This window comes from Ralstonia mannitolilytica, assembly GCF_905397375.1.
Taxonomy (GTDB): domain Bacteria; phylum Pseudomonadota; class Gammaproteobacteria; order Burkholderiales; family Burkholderiaceae; genus Ralstonia; species Ralstonia mannitolilytica.
In genome coordinates this window covers 10,418-29,362 of sequence record NZ_CAJPVG010000010.1, presented here as the reverse complement: position 1 = coordinate 29,362, position 18,945 = coordinate 10,418, and the positions used below count along the sequence as shown (strand labels likewise).

General features: G+C 67.3%; 10 protein-coding genes. 1 reads left to right on the top strand and 9 read right to left on the bottom strand.

The genetic code is table 11. From position 1 onward, the window contains the following. The first annotated feature begins 85 nt into the window (after nt 1-85). Nucleotides 86-1,009: a LysR family transcriptional regulator gene (locus KHN96_RS17385; protein WP_062739619.1), complete on the top strand. Its 924-nt coding sequence runs from the start codon at nt 86-88 to the stop codon at nt 1,007-1,009. Here KHN96_RS17385 and recQ read toward each other — a convergent pair. The 9 genes from recQ to rpoC all read right to left on the bottom strand — a co-directional run bounded on the left by recQ (nt 1,006) and on the right by rpoC (nt 18,894). Next, nucleotides 1,006-2,919, bottom strand: a complete 1,914-nt coding sequence (gene recQ, locus KHN96_RS17380) for a DNA helicase RecQ (RefSeq protein WP_062739620.1) — start codon at nt 2,917-2,919, stop codon at nt 1,006-1,008. The genes KHN96_RS17385 and recQ overlap by 4 nt on opposite strands. 112 nt (nt 2,920-3,031) lie before the next feature. After that, nucleotides 3,032-3,622: a class I SAM-dependent methyltransferase gene (locus tag KHN96_RS17375; RefSeq protein ID WP_062739621.1), complete on the bottom strand. Its 591-nt coding sequence runs from the start codon at nt 3,620-3,622 to the stop codon at nt 3,032-3,034. Between the two features lie 20 nt (nt 3,623-3,642). Beyond that, nucleotides 3,643-4,485 (bottom strand): YfaP family protein, encoded by an 843-nt coding sequence (locus tag KHN96_RS17370; protein ID WP_045785058.1) that lies wholly within the window; start codon nt 4,483-4,485, stop codon nt 3,643-3,645. A gap of 10 nt (nt 4,486-4,495) precedes the next feature. Next, on the bottom strand, nt 4,496-5,299 hold the full coding sequence (locus tag KHN96_RS17365) for a YfaP family protein (protein ID WP_062739622.1): 804 nt from the start codon (nt 5,297-5,299) through the stop codon (nt 4,496-4,498). Continuing rightward, nucleotides 5,296-7,026 (bottom strand): YfaQ family protein, encoded by a 1,731-nt coding sequence (locus tag KHN96_RS17360; RefSeq protein WP_062739623.1) that lies wholly within the window; start codon nt 7,024-7,026, stop codon nt 5,296-5,298. Before KHN96_RS17360 ends, KHN96_RS17365 begins: the two co-directional genes overlap by 4 nt. 6 nt (nt 7,027-7,032) lie before the next feature. Further along, nucleotides 7,033-11,805, bottom strand: a complete 4,773-nt coding sequence (locus KHN96_RS17355; RefSeq protein ID WP_062739624.1) for an alpha-2-macroglobulin family protein — start codon at nt 11,803-11,805, stop codon at nt 7,033-7,035. 8 nt (nt 11,806-11,813) lie between these two features. Then, a complete protein-coding gene (locus KHN96_RS17350) occupies nt 11,814-12,518 on the bottom strand; it encodes a DUF1175 domain-containing protein (RefSeq protein WP_062739625.1) in 705 nt (234 codons plus the stop codon). After that, entirely contained in the window at nt 12,515-14,371 is a 1,857-nt protein-coding gene (locus tag KHN96_RS17345; RefSeq protein WP_062739626.1) for a DUF2138 domain-containing protein, read from the bottom strand. Before KHN96_RS17345 ends, KHN96_RS17350 begins: the two co-directional genes overlap by 4 nt. Before the next feature lie 287 nt (nt 14,372-14,658). After that, nucleotides 14,659-18,894 (bottom strand): DNA-directed RNA polymerase subunit beta', encoded by a 4,236-nt coding sequence (gene rpoC, locus KHN96_RS17340; protein ID WP_045785064.1) that lies wholly within the window; start codon nt 18,892-18,894, stop codon nt 14,659-14,661. Between the last annotated feature and the right edge of the window lie 51 nt (nt 18,895-18,945).

Here is an 18,945-nt window from a genome sequence, read left to right as displayed (position 1 = left end):
GGAGTCGGAGACCCCATCCTAGCCAGCCGATTCGCGCAGATTAAGGTAGCCTCTGGCGCCATATTGTTTCCATACGTGCGCAAATATGGATCGGCTTTCTGACGTGGTGGTCTTCGTGCAGGTGGTGGAGCGCGGCAGCCTGTCGGCGGCGGCCGATGCAATGGGGATGTCGCGCGGCGTGATCAGCAAGGCGCTCGCGCGGCTGGAAGCGCGGCTGCAGACGCGCCTGCTGCAACGCACGACGCGACGCCTGTCGCTGACCGAGGCGGGCGCGGCGTTCTTCGAGAAGAGCCGCGAAGGCCTTGCCCTCGTGGACGCCGCCGAGCAGGCCGTGACTACCCTGCGCGACGAGGCGCGCGGCACGTTGCGCGTGTCGGCGCCGGCCTCGTTTGCGGTGACATTGCTGGCGCCGCTGCTGGGCGCATTCCAGGCACGCTACCCGGCCGTGCAGATCGACCTGGACATGAACGACCGTTATGCCGATCTGGTCGCTGGGCGCATCGACGTGGCGGTCCGCATCGGCATGCTAGAGAACTCGTCGCTCGTCGCGCGGCGGCTGGCCAGCTGCGCACATGCTATCTACGGCGCGCCGTCGTACTTCCGCAAGCACGGCATTCCGCGCACGCCGGACGATCTGCGCCAACACAACTGCCTCGTCTATGCCAATTACGACGGGCCGTACGATTGGATCCTCACGGATACGGCAGGCCAGCGCCATGTGGCGCACGTGTCCGGCTCGATGCTGGCCAACAACAGCCTCGTGCTGCGCGAGGCGGCGCGCTCAGGGCTGGGGGTGTCGCTGGGGCCGGCGTACCTCGTGCGGGAGGACATCGCGGCCGGGCGCCTGCAGGCCGTGCTGACTGACTACACCGCGCGCGAAGTGCCGCTGCACGCCGTGTTCACGCAGCGCGTCCATCTGCTCCCGAAGGTGCGCGCGTTCGTCGATTTTCTTGGCGAGCATCTGGCGCGCACTGGCGTGATGGGGCCACTGCCCCTGGCAGCCAGCTAGGCCGCTTCGCGGCACTTCGCCAACACGTCGAGCAGCGCCTGCCCATACCGGTCCAGCTTGGCCACGCCGATGCCCGGCAACTCGCCCAGCGCCTCGCGCGAATCCGGATCGGTCTGGGCAATGTGCGCGAGCGTGCTGTCGTGGAAGATGACGTACGCCGGCACGCTATGCTCGCGCGCGGCCTGAGTCCGCCACGCGCGCAACGCCTGCCAGCGCACCTGCGCCTCCGGCGAAAGATCGGCGGCCGGATCGGCGCGGCGCTCCTTCTTCGTCAACGAGGACGATGTGCCGCGCGCCTTCTCTGTCTGACGGCGCAGGATCACGCGCTGCTCGCCCTTGAGCACCGGACGCGCCGCATCGGTGAGGATCAGCGCGCCATGGCCGCCGTGGTCGACCGCAAACAGGCCTTGTGCGACCAACTGGCGGAACACGCTGCGCCACGCCGCTTCCGACAGCGCGCTGCCGATGCCGAACGTCGACAGCGTTTCGTGGTGCCACTGCTTGACCCGCTCGGTCGCGTTGCCGCGCAGGATGTCGATGAGCTGGCCCGCGCCAAAACTCACGCGGCTGGCTTGCTGGACGCGGTATGCGCACGACAGCGCCATCTGCGCCTCGCGCGTGGCATCCCAGGTTTGCGGCGGCGTGAGGCACGTATCGCAGTTGCCGCAGGGCTGGCTGCTTTCGCCGAAGTACGCAAGCAGTGCCACGCGGCGGCAGGTTGCGGCTTCGCACAGGCCGAGCAGCGCTTCGAGCTTGGCGGTGGAGACGCGCTTGTGCACATCGTCCGCATCGGATTCGTCGATCATGCGGCGCTGCTGCACCACGTCGGCCAAGCCGTAGGCCATCCACGCGTTGGCGGGCAGGCCGTCGCGGCCGGCGCGGCCAGTCTCCTGGTAGTAGCCCTCCAGGCTCTTGGGCAAATCGAGGTGCGCAACGAAGCGGACGTCCGGCTTGTCGATGCCCATGCCGAAAGCGATGGTCGCCACCATCACGACGCCCTCCTCCTTGCGGAAGATCGCCTGATGGCGGGCGCGCACTTCAGAATCCATCCCGGCGTGATACGGCAGCGCGCGGATGCCCTGCTCGGCCAGCCACTGCGCGGTCTCTTCCACCTTCTTGCGCGACAGGCAATAGACGATGCCGGCGTCGCAGGTGTCGCCGTCCATGTGCTCGGCCCGGATGAAGCGCAGCAGCTGCTGCCGCGCGCTGTCCTTCTCGACAATGGTGTAGCGGATGTTCGGGCGGTCGAAGCTGGAGAGGAAGACGCGGGAACCCGTGAGCGCGAGCCGTTCGATGATCTCGTCGCGCGTGACCGCATCGGCCGTGGCGGTGAGCGCAATGCGTGGCACGTGCGGGAAGCGCTCGTGCAGCACCGAGAGCTGAATGTACTCGGGCCGGAAATCGTGCCCCCACTGCGATACGCAGTGCGCTTCGTCAATAGCAAACAGGCCGATGCGCGATCGCTCAAGCAGCTCGAGAAAGCGCGGCGTCATCAACCGCTCGGGCGCCACGTAGACGAGGTCCAGCCGCCCTGCCGCGAGATCGCGCTCGACCTGCGCGGCCTCGGCGCCCGTCAGCGCGGAGTTGAGATACGCGGCGCGGACGCCCGCCTCTTCCAGCGCGGCCACCTGATCCTGCATCAGCGCAATGAGCGGCGACACGACGATGCCGGCGCCCTGCCCGCGCCGGTGCCGCACGAGCGCCGGAATCTGATAGCAGAGCGATTTGCCGCCGCCGGTCGGCATCAGCACGAGGCAATCGCCGCCGTCGGCGACGTGCGCGACGATTTCCGCCTGGGGGCCGCGGAAGGCGCTGTAGCCGAACACATCGTGCAGCACCGCATGCGTCGCGGCGGCGGTGTCTTCGGGCAGCGCCTGCAGCGCGTGGTCTATGGCGGGAGAGTCGTACATCGGGACGGCGGGTGCGCGCGATGTCACGCGCGGGCTGGGCGAAACCGCTATTGTGACAAACCCCGCCGAGGGGCGGTCAATCAGGACAGTCGGATTGTCGGAAACGCTGCGGTCAGACCTTGCGCGCAACGATGCGATGGATTGTCCGCCCCGACGATTGGCTAACGGCCGCTTCGTCGAAAACCACTTCAGTGCCGGCCAGCGCCTCGCGCACGGGCGCCGCATCGAACGACGTGAACAGCCGGCCGCGCCCATCGCGCTGGTCGGCGTCGGGCGTGACGCGCCAGCTCAGATACAGCGTGCCGCCCGGGCGCAGCAACGACACCAGCCGCTGCACCGCCGCACCAATCTGCCTAGGCGGCAGATGCATGATGACGGTCTCGCAGAGGACGTTGTCGAACGCACCTTCGGCAATGCCGACCAATTCAGGCAAGACCGCCTGCCGGAACGACAGCCCTGGATATTGCTCGCGTGCCGCTTCCAGCAGCGCGGCAGACGCGTCGTAGCCGACCGCCGGGTAACCGTTGGCGTTGAGCCACGCCACCTCGCGCCCCGCGCCGCAGCCGATGTCGGCGGTGGCACCGCCTGCCTTGAACTCGCGGCGCAGCAGCGCGTACAGGTCTTCAGGCGCCGGCTGGTCGCGCCACTCCTGCGCGAAGGTTTCGGCGAGCGCGTCGTAGGCGGCAACGGTCTGCGTGTCCATGGCGGCTCCGGTCGTGTGGGCTACTTCATCGTGAAACTGCGGAGCAGCGTCAGATCGCCGGCCTTGCGCATCGGCACGACAAACGTCTGCTGGCGTTCGGACGGCGTGTTCTCGTCGGTGATGATGGTGACGGTGGCGGTGGTGATCGCGCTGCGGTCGTTGCCGCTGCCGTAATAGTTCACGTAGACGAGGTACGTGCCGGGCACCGGCGCCGGGTTCGAATAGATCTCGGGCCCGTAGCCAGTGGTGACGTCCACGTCGAGCGCGCCGCCGTTTTCAACGACGCGGTTGCCGTACCAGGCGTGCTGACCGTCGGGCGAGATGACATGCAGGTCGAGATCGGTGCCGTCGGTGTCCCACGCGAGGACCACGCGCAAGCGCGGACGCTGCTTGCCGGTGTAGCTGTCGTAGAACTGCACGCGCTTGGCGTCGCCGCGCGCGCTGCGCACCTCGACGCTGTTGCTGCCCGCGCCAAATGCGTACGGACGCGAGAACGTGCCGTCGGCCTCGATGCGCTGCGGCATGGCCACGCCGTTGACGATCAGCGTGCCGACCGACGCGCCATCGGCGCCACGGCGGCGGCGCGGCTTGTTCTCGTCGGTTGCTGCGGCCGCCTTCGGCTGGTTGCGGATGCGCCCGGCGATCATCGACGCCACGCCCTGCCCTTGCGGCGTGGACACCGACACCGCCGGGTAATGCACGTCCTGCGTGTAGCGGGACTCGTCGCCCGCGGAATTGCGCCAGCCGTTGAGCGGCGCGGCGATCTCGACATTGCCGGTGTCGGTTTGCGCGAGCACGCTGCCCGCGGCCGCAAACGTGGCCAGCGCAATCGCGACGGCAAGACGGAAAGTGGAAAGCGTCATGCGGATCGCCTTAGAAGCGGATCGATTTCATCAGCGCCAGCTCACCGATCTTGCGCAGCGGTACGGTCACGAACTCGCGCCGCTCGTTGGGCGTGTTCTCGTTATAGATGAGCGTCAGTTGCGCGGTGATGAGATCGCGGTCGTGCGCTTTTTCGTCGAAGTTGTAGCCGCCGGCGTTGAAGTTGCCCCAGTAGTTCACGTAGAACAGCCACACGCCGGGCCGCGGCGCGGCGGTCGAGAAGATCTCCGGCCCGGCACCGTCAACGCTGTCGACGTCGAGGCCGCCGCCGTCGGACAGCAGCGGTTGCGCCCAGAACGCGTGATCGCCAATCGGCGAAATGACGTGCATGTCGACCTCGGCGCGCGGGTCGTCCCACGTGAGGACAGCGCGCAGCTTGGCCGACGTCTTGGTGGTGTCGGCCTCGTAGAACTGCAGGCGTTGGCGCGACTGGCCGTCGGCACTGACGATTTCGACGCTGTTCGAGCCCGGGCCGAACGCCCAGGGGCGGGCGAAGCGGCCTTCGCCATCGCCATACAGCGGCATGGCGTTGCCGTTGACGACAAGCACCGGCGGGCGGCGTTGCTTGCCGGCCGCGCGGATGCGTCCGGCGATGAGCGTGCGGTACTTTTGCGCGCCACGGTCCACGGGCGGTTTTGGATACGCCGCGGTGTATTGCTCCAGCTCGTTGGTCAGCTTGCTGTTGCGCCAGCCGCCGATCGGCCCTTCCAGATCGGCCACCGGCTCAGCCAGCGCCGAAGCGGCCAGCAGCAGCGCAACGGTGCCCAGCGCCAAGCGCGTTATCCCACTCTTCACAGCAAACCCTCCCCTCGGATCAGGCGACGCGCCATCGCCTCGACAAACTGTTCGTCCTGCCCGCGCGGGTGACGCGCAAAGGCAAGGTGCAGATATTCGTGCGTGAGCGCGATGCGGTCTTCCTCGGTCGCAAGCCGATGCACGTAGAGCCGGTTGCGGCGTGCATCAGCGTACGGCCGGCCCTCGTGCACGACACACACGGCGGGCAGCGGCGGCGCCTCGTAGCCTGGCTCGGCAGCCAGGCGGGCCGACCAACCCGGCGCGCGCGCCTGCAGCCACTGCTGCGCACCCGCCACCGGTGAGCAATCTCCCCCCACCGGGCTCTGGAACGACGTGAGCGTCGCCTGCGGCCACCACTGCGCGAGGATCGCGTCGAACCCCTGGCCGCGTTGCGCGGCGGCGCGCGCCGCGGTCCAGCTCATCTGGCCGCGCGCGCTGATGGTGCCGTGGTACTGCACGGACTGGCCGGTCAGCACCAGCGCGTCGGTAAATTCGGCTGCGTTGCGCGCAGCGGCCTGCGGCGGGCGCGGCAGCACGCGCTGCGTGCGCGAGCTGTCGGCGATGCGGTAGCAGCCCTTGTCACGCGAGGCGTGCTGCACGAGGTAGCTGCGCGCCGCCACGGCCAACGCACGCGCGGCCTGCGGCTCGGCAAGCTCGCCTTCGCGCTCGACCACGCGCGCCACGTAATCGTTCATGCCCAGGCGGCCAGTGATGACGGGCACGTTGTTCGGGCGCGCGAGCGTCAACTCGCCCCGGCTCTCGATCGGCAGCGTGTTGCCGTTGACGAAGCGCACGGCGTAGCGGCCTTCCAGGCGACCGGCGGCGACCGGCTTGCCGCTGGCGTCGCGCACCTCGCGAATCGGATAGCGCGCAAAGAAGTCCACCACGACACAGGCATCGTCGTCGGGCACGGGCGTCTGTTCGATCAGCGGCGTCAGGCGCGGTGCGGCAGCGGCCAGCACCTGGTTGCTCGACCCGGCACCGCCGAGCCAGACGGGCGTGCCGTCGGCCAGCCAGCCCGCGGCCCCGCCGATTGACGCGCCCGGCCGTTGCGGGTCGGGCATCGTCCACGTCTTGGCGCGCAGCAGGCCACCGAAGTGCGAGACCGTGCCCTCGCCGCGCCCGATGGTCAGCACGGAAATGAGCGTTTGCGCGGCGGTCTCGCGGCCCTCCGCCGGCACGCTGCGCAATGCCGCGAGCAGATCGGCGACCGGCACGCGATGCGTCGGCTGCATGGCTCGCAGCTCGCGCAGCCACGTGGGCGACGCGGCTTGCTGCCAGAAGCGCCGCCAATCCGCGCGGTCCAGCCCGAGACGCGCCGGTTCGAAATAGCGTCCGCACGACTGGATGAGCGCGCGCTCGCGGTCGATGCTGTTGCCGGCGGTGCAGCAGTAGACCTCTTCGGGGTCGTTACCGTGGCACGTGTAGTCGGGCGTGCTGATGCGGCGCGAGACGAGGTAGCTGTAGACGAAGAGTTTCCAGACGCTGCCGAGCGGTGTTTCGGCGTCGCGCGGCAACGCGGTGGCTTGCGGCACGCCGCCGGCCGGGTCAGCGCTGAACTGCCAGAGCTTGGCGTCATCGCCCTGCAACGCGGCATATTTCAGTGGCGGAACCGGCTGGCCAACCGGCGCGGCGATGGCGTGTCCGGCCTGCCCGGCAAGCGCGAGCGCGCCGCCAGCCCAGAGCAGGCCGGTCAGCACACCGCGCGCAAGCAGGCGGGAAGGCATCGCTGATCACTCCACCTTGAACGGATAGCTGGCCGTCTTGCCGTCGCCCTGGAACGCCTTGGCTTCCGGCTGGTACATGCGGAAGTAGCGCACCGGCGGCAGCGCAAAGCGGCCCGGCAGCGAGAAGCGCACGAGCTGCCGCAGCACGGTCGGGCGCTCCAGCGCGGGCACCGGCTGGTTGTACGAGAGCTGACCCATTTCATACGCGGCCTTGCGCTCGAACGGCTGCGGGCCGTTGCCTTCGTTCGGCTCACCCTTCAGCCCGTCGATCTGGATGCCCCACGTGGTGGCCTCCACTTCGGCGCCCGGCGGCAGCGGCACCTCGACCAGGCCGTAGCGGTACGTGCCCTGGCGCGGCGTCAGCACGACCTCGTCGACGTAGAGCGCATTGCTGTCGAGCGTGTCGCCCGGCTTGACCGGCTTGGCCTTGAGCGTGATGCCGCTGGTGCTGCCCGCGCCGGCTACGGGCTGCTTGGCGGCCTTCGTGTCGGCCTTGGGCGCGTCCGTCGGCTCCAGGCGATACAGCTTGCGCTCGACCGTGATCGGCAGCCTGGACGCTTCCGGCGCGCGGCTGCGGTACGACACGATGGCCGATTGCGTGGTCACATCGGTCGGCGCCGTCGTCAGGTCCAGCGCGGCGGGGGCTTGCGCGCCGGTCCAGCGCCACGTCGGCACACCGACCGGCGAGCGCGTCGCCAGCCAGCCGCCCGCCGAGACGGCCGGCTGGATGGTGGCAACGCTGGCGCCTTGCAGGCCGCCCAAACCCTTCTGCAGCCAGACCAGCGCCACAGCGCGGTCCATCGTCGGCATGGCGGCGCTGGCGCGGGCCAGCAGCGGTGCCGGGTCGGCAGCCGAGCGGCCACCGCCCATCAGCAGCAGGCTTTGCACCAGCGGAGAAGTGTCGGCAGCCAACGCATTGCGCGCGGCGATGTCAGCGGAGACCAGCGCTTCCGGCACCGGCTGGCCGACTTGGCGCATCAGCTGTGCCGTCAGCACCGTCGCCACCTGACGGCCGCGCGGCGAATCCGGCGCCACGAAGATCAGGCTGTCGCCCGCGGCGGGGTCGGCGTCGGCCGAGGCCTTGGGCGCCTTACCGCCGCTGGGCGCAAGCTCGTTCGCCACGCCCGACAGCGGCGTCGCCACGGGCAAGCCCATCTCGTTGGCGAACCACAGCGCCAGCGCGCGGTGCAGCAGCGGCTCGTTCTGGCTGGTGCGCTTGTAGGCTTCGAGCACCTGCTTCCAGTTGTCTGCCGGCAGGCTGATGCCGACTGAACGGCTGGCAAGCCAATCCGCGTAATACGCATACGACGTGATCAGCGCGCTACTGGTGGTCAGCTCGCCCCACCAGCCGAAGGTGCCGTTGGTGCCGGCCAGCAGGGCCAGACGCTGGCGTTGCGTGCGCAGCAGCGCGTCGACGCCCTGGGTGCCGGCCGGGCCGCCGTCGCCGAGGCGCGTGCCAGTGGCCGCCAGACTCTGCTGGGCCAGTGCCAGCGGAATCAGCCGGCTGGCGGTCTGCTCGGCGCAACCGTACGGATATTCGATGAGGTCATCGGCCACACGAGCAAACTGGCTGGCCGTGTTGCCGACCACGCGCAGACGCACGTCGCGCGCATCGGCGGGCAGGCCCAGCGGCAGGCGCGTGCCTTGCAACTGCGTGAGCGGGACGACGTTTTCGCGGTCCGCCAGCCAGCCGGTCGCATCCAGCCTGAGCGTGGTCTGCAGGCGGTCCGACACCTTGTCGCCCTGCTTCAGCTCGGCATTGACCACACCCGCCTGCAGCGCCGTGACGGGCGCGCGCAGGTAGTTGGCGCCGCGCTTGAGCGTCACGCGCTGGTTGATGTTCAGGCCGGCGCCCGAGACGATCCAGTCGGCGGTGATGTCCTTGTCGGTCTGGTTGAAGGCGACCATGTCCAGGCGCGGCTGATCGCTTTCGCGGAAGCGCTGCGGGCCGGTCCACTTGAGGTACAGCGGCTTGTCGGAGCGGATGCTCGCCGTGCGCTGGCCAACGATGCCGTCCGATGTGCCGGTGGTGGACACCGCGCGCACCGTTATGCGCCAGCGCGCCAGCGAATCCGGCATCTTGAAGGTCATGCGCGCACGGCCATCGGCGCCGGTCTGCAGGTTGGCGACCCAGGCAGCGGTGTCCTTCTCGTCGCGGCGCGGGCGTTCGAGCACCTTCACGCCGCGCTCGTTATGACGGCCGTACGTGCCGCCCGGCTTGCCCGGCAGCGACGCAAGCGCGAGGTCATAGCTGATGAAACTCTGGCTCGACGTGGTGCGCACGCTGTTGCGGCGCGGGTGATAGAAGAAGTCGACGATGCTCGGCGCCACTTCAGGCTGCAGCACGTAGATCATTTCGTCGACCACCGAGACGGTCAGGTTGGCCGGCACAGGCTTGCCCGCCAGCGCGCTGGTCAGGTCCAGCGTGACGGTCTCGCCCGGCGCGTAGACGGCCTTGTCCGCATGCACGCCCAGGTCCAGCGTCGGTTGCGTGACGACGATGCCGGCGTTCTGGAACACCATGTCGCCGTCGCGCACGTACAGCACTGAGAACGTCATGTTGGGCGCGAACTCTGCACCGATCTTGATGCGCGCGCGGTACTGCGACGGCGTGACCTTCTGCAGGCTCAGCCATTCGCCGCCGCGCGTGAGCAGCGCGTGGCGCTCGACCTTGTCGCGCTCGAGCGTGAGCAGCGCGTCGTCCACCGGCAGGGGGAACGTGATCAGCGCTTCGGCCGTGTCGCCAATCTGGTAGCGATCACGGTCGAACACCATTTCGATGTTGCCCGGCACGGTCTGCACGCCGTCGCCGGCCACCCAGTGGCTCGATGCGGCGAGCAGGTTGCCAGCAGCATCACGCACCGACAGCGTGTATGAGCCCGGCTGGTCGAACTTGACCGGGAACGTGGCGTTGCCCTTGGCATCCGGCGCGAGCGTGCCTTCAGTGCGGGTACGCGTCTCCAGGCGGACGAGATCCCACTTGGCCGGCGGTGCCGTCGGCCCGGTCGCACCCGCCACCACCGGCATCGGCGTGAGCGTGAAGGACACGTTCTGCCCCGGCGTGGTGAAGTTCGACGTGGTCCACAGCTTGTACGGCGTCGCGCCACGGGCGATCAGCAATTCACGCGTGACCTTCACGCGGTACGCCGCGCCATCGTTGGCAAACACGGTCACGACGTAGCGGCTCGGTTCCTTGGCGGCGGGCAGCTCCAGCTTGGCGTTGCCGTCGCCATCGGTGACAAGCTCCTGCTGCTCCAGCTTGACGGGGAACAGGCCCGCGTAACGCAGCTCGCCCTCCACCATCGTCACCTGTTGCGCGCGCAGGCTGACCGACACCTTGCCGTTCTTGACCGGCTTGCCGTCCGGATAGCGCAGGCTGATCTTGCCCTTGACCGCTTCGCCCGTGCCGTAGCTGGCCTTGTCGAGCGACAGGTTTACGTCAAAGTGCGGCTTGATGTATTCAGCCACACGGAAGGCGCCGCCGTAGGTGCCGCCGTTGTAGTCGAAGCGCAGCGAGTAGCCGCCGGCCGGCGCGTTGGACGGCAGCGTAAAGCGCGCGTCAGCGCCCGTCTCGCCCGTCAGGCGCGTGGTCGTCGTGGCCACCGGCGCACCATTCGGGTCGAGGACTTGCAGCTTGATGTCGCCGGCCGCCGGCACCGTCGATTCGGTTGCGTTCTTGAAATTGCGGCCGATGAACTTGACGCTCACTTCGTCGCCCGGCCGATACAGCGGGCGATCGGTGAAGGCGTACAGCTTGGTGTTGTAGATCTCGCTGTCGTAATAGAAATTCTCGGAGATGAACACCCCGCCCGCGCGGTCGCTGCCAATCACGTAGCTGCGTTCAGGGGACACGTGACGCAGATCGGCCGTGCCGTCCGCTTCGGTGGTGCCCGAGGCCAGCACACCGACGCCGTCGGTCCAGCTCACCGACGCGCCGCCGACGGGCTTGCCGCTCTTGCGTTCGGCCGTCCACACCATCATCCCTTGCGACGTGCCCTTGGTGACGGCCACGGTGTCCGACACGAATAGCAGCGTGTGCGCACGGTACGCCCCAATCACGGCTTCAACGATGTACAGACCCGCCGGCAGCTTGCCGACCGGGATCATCACGTTGCCGGCGTTCTGCGGCATCCATTCGCTGCTGCTGCCTTCGAGCTTCACGTCCTTGGGCGGCGCGATCGGCTTGGCATCCCAGATCGGGTAGCGGAAGCGGCCCAGCAGCTCGTAGCCCTTGAGCGGCGCGTATTGCGGGTTGTTCGAGAAGCGCGTGGGCGCGGTCATCTGGTCGCCCATGCTGAACTGCGGCGCGGCCTCCACGGCCTTGCTGCGCGTGGCGAACGACAACACGCGCTGCCAGGCACGGCGGGCTTGGCGCGCCCAGTTGTCCCACAGATAGGCGAGCGTGTTGGCCAGGCCTTCGCCCGTGTAGTTGGCCTTGACGTCGATGCGGTGCAGGTTCTTCTGCGCCTTCAGAAATTCCAGCGGCTGCGGCACGCGGTAGACGAGGACGTCTGCGCCGCCGTAGCGGGAGAGTTCGTCCTTGTATTCGCGGCCCGGGGCTTCGAGGCGGACCAGCGCTTCCTGATCGGTGCCGTAGCTCGCATCCGAGAGCAGGAAGAACGGCTGGCCCTTGATCGGCTCGTAGCCGCTGCCCGGTACGTCGAACAGCGTTGGGTTCGGCGCGTCTGCCGCGTGCGCTGCGGGCACCGAAGCGACCAACGCCAGCACCGTCACGCAGACGGCGGCAACGAGATTGAACGACAGCCAACGGTTGCGCATGCGTTTTTCTACCGTGTCAAAAAGGCCAGACGAAACACGCCGATGAAGTTGGGGTTGCCGCTCTGCGGCTGCCAGCGCGAGTCTTTCCATTGCATCAGTTCAGAAACCGGGACCGCGCGCAGGCCGTTGTCGGTGCGGGTGACGGTGCCGGTGTGGTAAGCGATGTAGCGATCCATCCAGATCATCAGATGCTGGTCGTCGCCTTGATCGAAGAAGAGCAGATCGCCCGGGAGCGCCTGGTTGACGTCCTTGGCGATGAAGCGGCTGTTCTGCTGGATGAGCCCCAGCGCCGAGACATACGCGCCGGTGCTGCCATCGAAGCGTGCCCACCGCTGCGTAAGCGTGCGTTGGGCGGGCGTGAGATTCAGCTCGGGCGGCAGTTGCCGTGTGGATTCCGCATCGCGCATGCCGTTGGCGCGCAGCCAGCGGGCGTCGTGGGGGCGCAGCGCCTCGCCGGCGGCAAAGCGCACGAGGCCGGCGCAGTCACGGTGCGTCCAGCGCGGGGTCGGGCCTTGGCGAAGCTGCTCGTTGACGATGCGAACGAACCACGCGCGAAACACGCTCGATTGGTCCGCCGTAAGGGCATCGGCATCCGCCGGAGCCGTGTCGGCCCAGCCCGACAGCGCATGCACAGACGGAGCGAGCAGGCAGGCGCCCGCCGCCGTCAACCAACGGCGGCGGTTCAACGCGGCGGCCTGGGCGCGCAACGTCATTGCTGCATGCTGGTGTTGTCTTCGGAGGCGGGCGCCGCAGCCACTGTGGCGGGCGCGTCGGCCGACGGGGCTTGCGCTGCCGTTGCGTCAGCCGGGGGCGGCGTGCCATCGCCACCGGCAGGCAGACCGCGGCCGCTCGACAGCCACGTCACGGGCACCCAGCCGCGCGCCGACGGCACACCGCCGTCCAGCGCCAGCGATACCGGCGCGTACCGCGACAGTGCTTTCAGCTTCGGAAACAGATGCGTCTGTGCCGCGTTCAGGAACACCGCTTCCTGATCGGCGGGCAGCGCGGCCCCGGCTTCGCGGCGAACCAGCGGCGCGAGCGCTGCGGGCGTCATCGTCAGGACGATGCGATCGGTCTTGTCCTTCGGCAGGCTATCTGCCACGGCGGGGAAGCGCTTGGCGAGCACCGCCAGGGCGTCTTCAACGAGGCGCGCGTCCGGCGAGAACACGACCACGTCACCCGCAATCGCCAGCGTGACCGGGAAGTAGCGATCCGCCGACAGCTGCGCCGCAAACGGTGCGCCAGCCGATTGCGCTGTACCGTAGCGCGCGCTGACCGGGCGCTGCCACAGCGTGGCGTTGGCGGGCCCTTGCTTTGTCGTCACCGGCAGGCGCTTGTACGGACCGGACTTGTCGTCGGCCTGCGCCTTGGCTTCGTACGAACCGACAATCTGGCCGAACAGCGCGCCGAGCGCCGGCTTGACCGCCTCGGCCTGCGACGCCGATGCCAGCTTCGCCACGAACAACGGCGCCACCAGCGACGACTTGCCGTACCAGCACGCAGCCGCCGGGCCCGCAAATGCACCGCCGACATGCGCGGCGGCGTCGCTGATCTCCTTGGCATCGCCCGCCACGGACTTCAGCAGCGTGCCGGCGGCCTTCCAGTCGACCGGCAGCGTCGCGCACGCGGCAGGGTCAGACGGCAGCGCGCGCCAGAGCCCAGCGTTATCCCACTTCGCAGAAAGCCGGGCCGGGTCGATGAGCGCGGCGCTCTGCCAGCCGTTGCCCACGCCGTCTTTGCCCGCACCGAAGTCGAAACGCAGCGCTTCAATGCCGGGGAAGTACTGCTGATAGCCGAACGACAGATAGTTGGCGCTCACCACAACGTGATGGCCCGTCGGCTGCTGCGCGGGCAGCGCGTACGCCGTGCCCTGCACGTTGCGCTTGTCCGCATCGTCGGAGAACAGCGCCGCCAGCGCATTCGCCTGCTTGGCAATCGGCTTGCCGTCCTTGTCCAGCAGCATGCCCGGCTCGGACAGCGCGATCAGCCGGTCGCCCTTGCTGGCAATCAGGATCGAACGCGTGGCCGAAAGCCTGAGCGCATAGACCGGCGCGCCCGAATCGCCCAGCCCATCGGCGACCTTGCTGAGCTGTGCATCGCTCGTTGCCACGGTGGCGACGGCTTCCAGCGCCTTGGCCAGGCCGTTGCGCTGCATCGAGAGCACCCAGTAGCGCAGCTTGTCGTCCGGGCCGCGCCACAGCATCACGCGCGCGGGCTCGTCAAACACGTGCCTGAGCACGGTCTCGGCCAGGTCGAGCTTCTGCTCGTACGCTAGGCGGCGCAGCGCACCGGCCACCGAGAGGCGGTCTTCGTTGCCTTCGTAATAGGCGACGAAATCTTCGGTCAGGACGTCGCGCAGCAGCGGCACACGCAGCACGTCGCGCGGCAGTTGCGACAGGCTCTGGCTGTCGATGAGCGCATCGGGGTAGGTCAGGTCGAGCTGGACCTGGCGGGCGTGCAGCGCGCGCGTGCGGCCAAACGGGTGCCAGACCATCTGCACCACTGCCGCACCGGCAGCCACCAGGACAATCGCGCCGGCGGCGATCTGCTTGCGTGTGAGCTTCATGGAGGAATCGTCGGCAAGACTGAGGAGGGCCGGCGATTGCAGAATGTGCCGGTCTATAACCGCGAGATCATAGCGGCAGGCATGTTAAGGCGGGTTAACGTGCGGAAAAAACGGGTAAATACAACAGCACCGGTCCGGTTTGAGGCCACGGTGCAGCGGTGTTGGCCGGTGCCGGCGATCTTCCAGCAGCGCCATGCCCGCGGTGCGATGCGAGCCGCGGGGGCAAAAGAAAAAGCCCGGCACCCCAAAAGGGGCCGGGCTTTTGATGCGAAGGACGCTGCCTGGCTTCAGGCTGCGCCGCCTTCCTCCTGGTGAGCGACAGGCGTCTCGAAGATCGAAGCGGCTTCTTCCTCGGCGATCGCTGCCGCGCGGTCGCGGTCGGCGGCTTCCTTGGCCTTGCGGGCGCGGTGGTAAGCCAGACCGGTACCCGCCGGGATCAGGCGGCCGACGATGACGTTTTCCTTCAGACCACGCAGGTCGTCGACCTTGCCCATGATGGCGGCTTCGGTCAGCACGCGCGTGGTTTCCTGGAACGACGCCGCCGAGATGAAGCTGTCGGTCGACAGCGACGCCTTCGTGATACCCAGCAGCAGGTTCTCGTACGTTGCCGGACGCTTGCCTTCCGCGATCACGCGGTCGTTCTCGTCGAGCAGCTCCGAGCGCTCCACCTGTTCACCCGGGATGAACTTGGTGTCGCCCACATCGACGATCTGCACGCGGCGCAGCATCTGACGAACAATCACCTCGATGTGCTTGTCGTTGATCTTCACGCCTTGCAGACGGTACACGTCCTGCACTTCGTCGACGATGTAGGTCGCCAGTTCTTCCACCCCCTTCAGACGCAGGATGTCGTGCGGGTCGGCCGGGCCTTCGACGATCATCTCGCCCTTGTTGACGACTTGGCCGTCGTGCACCAGCACCTGCTTTTCCTTGGCAATCAGGAACTCGTGGGCGTTGCCGTCGAGGTCCGTGATCACCAGGCGCTGCTTGCCCTTGGTGTCCTTGCCGAACGAGACGGTACCGGTGACTTCCGCCAGCACGGCGGCGTCCTTCGGCGAACGCGCTTCGAACAGCTCGGCCACACGCGGCAGACCACCGGTAATGTCACGCGTCTTCTGCGATTCGGTCGGAATACGTGCGAGCACTTCACCCACGTGCACTTGCTGACCGTCCTTCACGGTGATCAGCGCGCCCACCTGGAAGCCGATGGTCACGGAGTGGTCCGTGCCCGGGATCTTCACTTCGGCGCCCGACGAATCGAGCAGCTTCACCTGCGGACGGATGCCCTTCGAAGCCGAGGTGCGACGCTTGGCGTCGATCACCACCAGCGTCGACAGGCCGGTCACTTCGTCCATCTGCTTGGCGACGGTCACGCCCTCTTCGACGTTCTCGAACTTGATGGTGCCCGAGTACTCCGAAATGATCGGACGCGTCAGCGGATCCCACGTGGCGAGCTGCGTGCCGGCCTTGATGGCCTGGCCATCCTGCACCAGCAGCGTTGCGCCGTACGGAATCTTGTGGCGCTCGCGCTCACGGCCGTGGTCATCGGTGATCAGCGCTTCGCCCGAACGCGAGATGACGATCTGCTCGCCCTTCGCGTTGGTGACGTAACGCATGGTCGCCGTGAAGCGCACGGTACCGGTGGCCTTCGCTTCCACGCTCGACGCCACTGCCGCACGCGATGCCGCACCACCGATGTGGAACGTACGCATCGTCAGCTGCGTGCCCGGCTCGCCGATCGACTGCGCAGCGATCACGCCCACCGCTTCACCCGAGTTCACCAGCGTGCCGCGGCCAAGGTCGCGGCCGTAGCACTTGGCGCACAGGCCGTAGCGCGTGTCGCAGGTCAGCGGCGTGCGGACCTTGACTTCGTCCACGCCGATCGAATCGATCAGGTCGACGAGGTCTTCGTCAAGCAGCGTGCCGGCTTCGATCGCGGTTTCCTGCGTTTCCGGGTTCACCACGTCGTTGGCCGTGACGCGGCCGAGGATACGGTCACGCAGGGCTTCGATCACTTCACCACCCTCGACCAAGGCCTTCATAGCCACGCCGTTGGAGGTGCCGCAATCGTCTTCCACCACCACCAGATCCTGCGTCACGTCGACCAGACGACGGGTCAGGTAACCCGAGTTCGCGGTCTTCAGTGCCGTATCGGCCAGACCCTTACGTGCACCGTGGGTCGAGATGAAGTACTGCAGAACGTTCAGGCCTTCGCGGAAGTTCGCGGTAATCGGCGTTTCGATGATCGAGCCGTCCGGCTTGGCCATCAGGCCACGCATACCGGCGAGCTGGCGGATCTGCGCCGCGGAACCCCGTGCGCCCGAGTCGGCCATCATGTAGATGGAGTTGAACGACTCCTGCTTGACGGTGTTGCCGTGGCGGTCGACCACGTCTTCGGTCTGGAGCTGCTCCATCATCGCCTTGCCCACCTGGTCGCCGGCGGCGCCCCAGATGTCCACGACGTTGTTGTAACGCTCCTGGTCCGTCACCAGACCCGACATGTACTGCTTGTCGTATTCCTTCACCTTGGCGGCGGCCTCGGCGATGATCTTCTCCTTGGCCGGCGGCACCAGCATGTCGTCGATGGCGATCGAGATACCGGCGCGCGTTGCCAGGCGGAAGCCAGACTGCAGCAGCTTGTCAGCGAAGATCACGGTTTCGCGCAGACCGCACTTGCGGAATGCCGTGTTGATCAGGCGCGAGATTTCCTTCTTCTTCAGCGGCTTGTTCAGCACCGAGAACGGCAGACCCTTCGGCAGGATCTCCGACAGGATCGCGCGGCCGACCGTGGTCGACTGCAGCGTGATCTTCGGCGCAAAACGGGCGTCGCCGTCGGCTTCCGGGTTCACCAGTTCGTACTCGGTGATCCGCACGTTCACGCGCGAAGCCAGTTCGACTTCCTTGTTCTCGTAGGCGCGGATGACTTCCGAGATGTCGGCGAAGGTCATGCCCTCGCCCTTGCCGTTGATCTTGTCGCGGGTCGCGTAGTACAGACCCAGCACCACGTCTTGCGACGGCACGATCGACGGATCGCCGTTGGCCGGGAACAGCACGTTGTTCGACGCCAGCATCAGCGTGCGCGCTTCCATCTGCGCTTCGAGCGACAGCGGAACGTGAACGGCCATCTGGTCACCGTCGAAGTCGGCGTTGAACGCCGCGCAGACCAGCGGATGCAGCTGGATGGCCTTGCCTTCGATCAGCACCGGCTCGAACGCCTGGATACCCAGACGGTGCAGCGTCGGCGCACGGTTCAGCATCACCGGGTGTTCGCGGATCACCTCTTCGAGGATGTCCCACACCACCGGGGTCTGGCTTTCCACTTCCTTCTTCGCCGCCTTGATCGTGGTGGCGATGCCCATCGTTTCCAGCTTGTGGAAGATGAACGGCTTGAACAGCTCGAGCGCCATCAGCTTGGGCAGGCCGCACTGATGCAGCTTCAGCGTCGGGCCCACCACGATGACCGAACGGCCCGAGTAGTCCACGCGCTTGCCCAGCAGGTTCTGACGGAAACGACCGCCCTTACCCTTGATCATTTCCGCCAGCGACTTCAGCGGACGCTTGTTGGCGCCGGTCATCGCCTTGCCGCGACGGCCGTTGTCCAGCAGCGAATCCACGGCTTCCTGCAGCATGCGCTTTTCGTTGCGCACGATGATCTCCGGCGCCTTCAGCTCCAGCAGACGCTTCAGACGGTTGTTCCGGTTGATCACGCGGCGATACAGGTCGTTGAGGTCCGACGTGGCGAAACGGCCGCCGTCCAGCGGCACCAGCGGACGCAGTTCGGGCGGCAGCACCGGCAGCACTTCGAGGATCATCCACTCCGGCTTGATGCCCGAACGCTGGAATGCCTCGAGCACCTTCAGGCGCTTGGCGAACTTCTTGATCTTGGCTTCCGAGCCAGTGGCCTGCAGCTCGGCGCGGATCGTCTCGATCTGCTTCTCGATGTCGATGCCGCGCAGCAGCTCGCGGATGCCTTCGGCGCCCATCATGGCGACGAACTCACCCTCGCCGTACTCGTCGCACTTGGCCAGGTAGTCGTCTTCCGACATGATCTGGCTCTTCTTGAGCGGGGTCATGCCCGGCTCGACCACGACGAATGCCTCGAAGTACAGCACGCGCTCGATGTCGCGCAGCGTCATGTCGAGCACCATGCCCAGACGCGACGGCAGAGACTTCAGGAACCAGATGTGCGCGGTGGGCGCAGCCAGTTCGATGTGGCCCATGCGCTCGCGGCGCACCTTGGCCAGCGTCACTTCCACGCCGCACTTCTCGCAGATCACGCCACGGTGCTTCAGGCGCTTGTACTTGCCGCACAGGCACTCGTAGTCCTTGATCGGGCCAAAGATCTTGGCGCAGAACAGGCCGTCGCGCTCAGGCTTGAACGTGCGGTAGTTGATGGTCTCGGGCTTCTTGACTTCGCCGTACGACCACGAACGGATTTTCTCCGGCGACGCGAGGCCAATCTTGATCGCGTCGAACTGCTCTTCTTGCTGTACCTGACGGAATAGGTCGAGCAATGCTTTCATTCCAAACTCCTTGAGTTTGAGGCTGGCACCCCGGCTACCAGGGCACCGGCC

Excerpts from the sequence above, each read along its gene's own strand:
- KHN96_RS17345 (WP_062739626.1), bottom strand. The coding sequence starts at position 14,371 with ATGAAGCTCACACGCAAGCAGATCGCCGCCGGCGCGATTGTCCTGGTG.
- recQ (WP_062739620.1), bottom strand. The coding sequence starts at position 2,919 with ATGTACGACTCTCCCGCCATAGACCACGCGCTGCAGGCGCTGCCCGAA.
- KHN96_RS17350 (WP_062739625.1), bottom strand. The coding sequence starts at position 12,518 with ATGACGTTGCGCGCCCAGGCCGCCGCGTTGAACCGCCGCCGTTGGTTG.
- KHN96_RS17355 (WP_062739624.1), bottom strand. The coding sequence starts at position 11,805 with ATGCGCAACCGTTGGCTGTCGTTCAATCTCGTTGCCGCCGTCTGCGTG.
- KHN96_RS17360 (WP_062739623.1), bottom strand. The coding sequence starts at position 7,026 with ATGCCTTCCCGCCTGCTTGCGCGCGGTGTGCTGACCGGCCTGCTCTGG.
- KHN96_RS17370 (WP_045785058.1), bottom strand. The coding sequence starts at position 4,485 with ATGACGCTTTCCACTTTCCGTCTTGCCGTCGCGATTGCGCTGGCCACG.
- KHN96_RS17385 (WP_062739619.1), top strand. The coding sequence starts at position 86 with ATGGATCGGCTTTCTGACGTGGTGGTCTTCGTGCAGGTGGTGGAGCGC.
- rpoC (WP_045785064.1), bottom strand. The coding sequence starts at position 18,894 with ATGAAAGCATTGCTCGACCTATTCCGTCAGGTACAGCAAGAAGAGCAG.
- KHN96_RS17375 (WP_062739621.1), bottom strand. The coding sequence starts at position 3,622 with ATGGACACGCAGACCGTTGCCGCCTACGACGCGCTCGCCGAAACCTTC.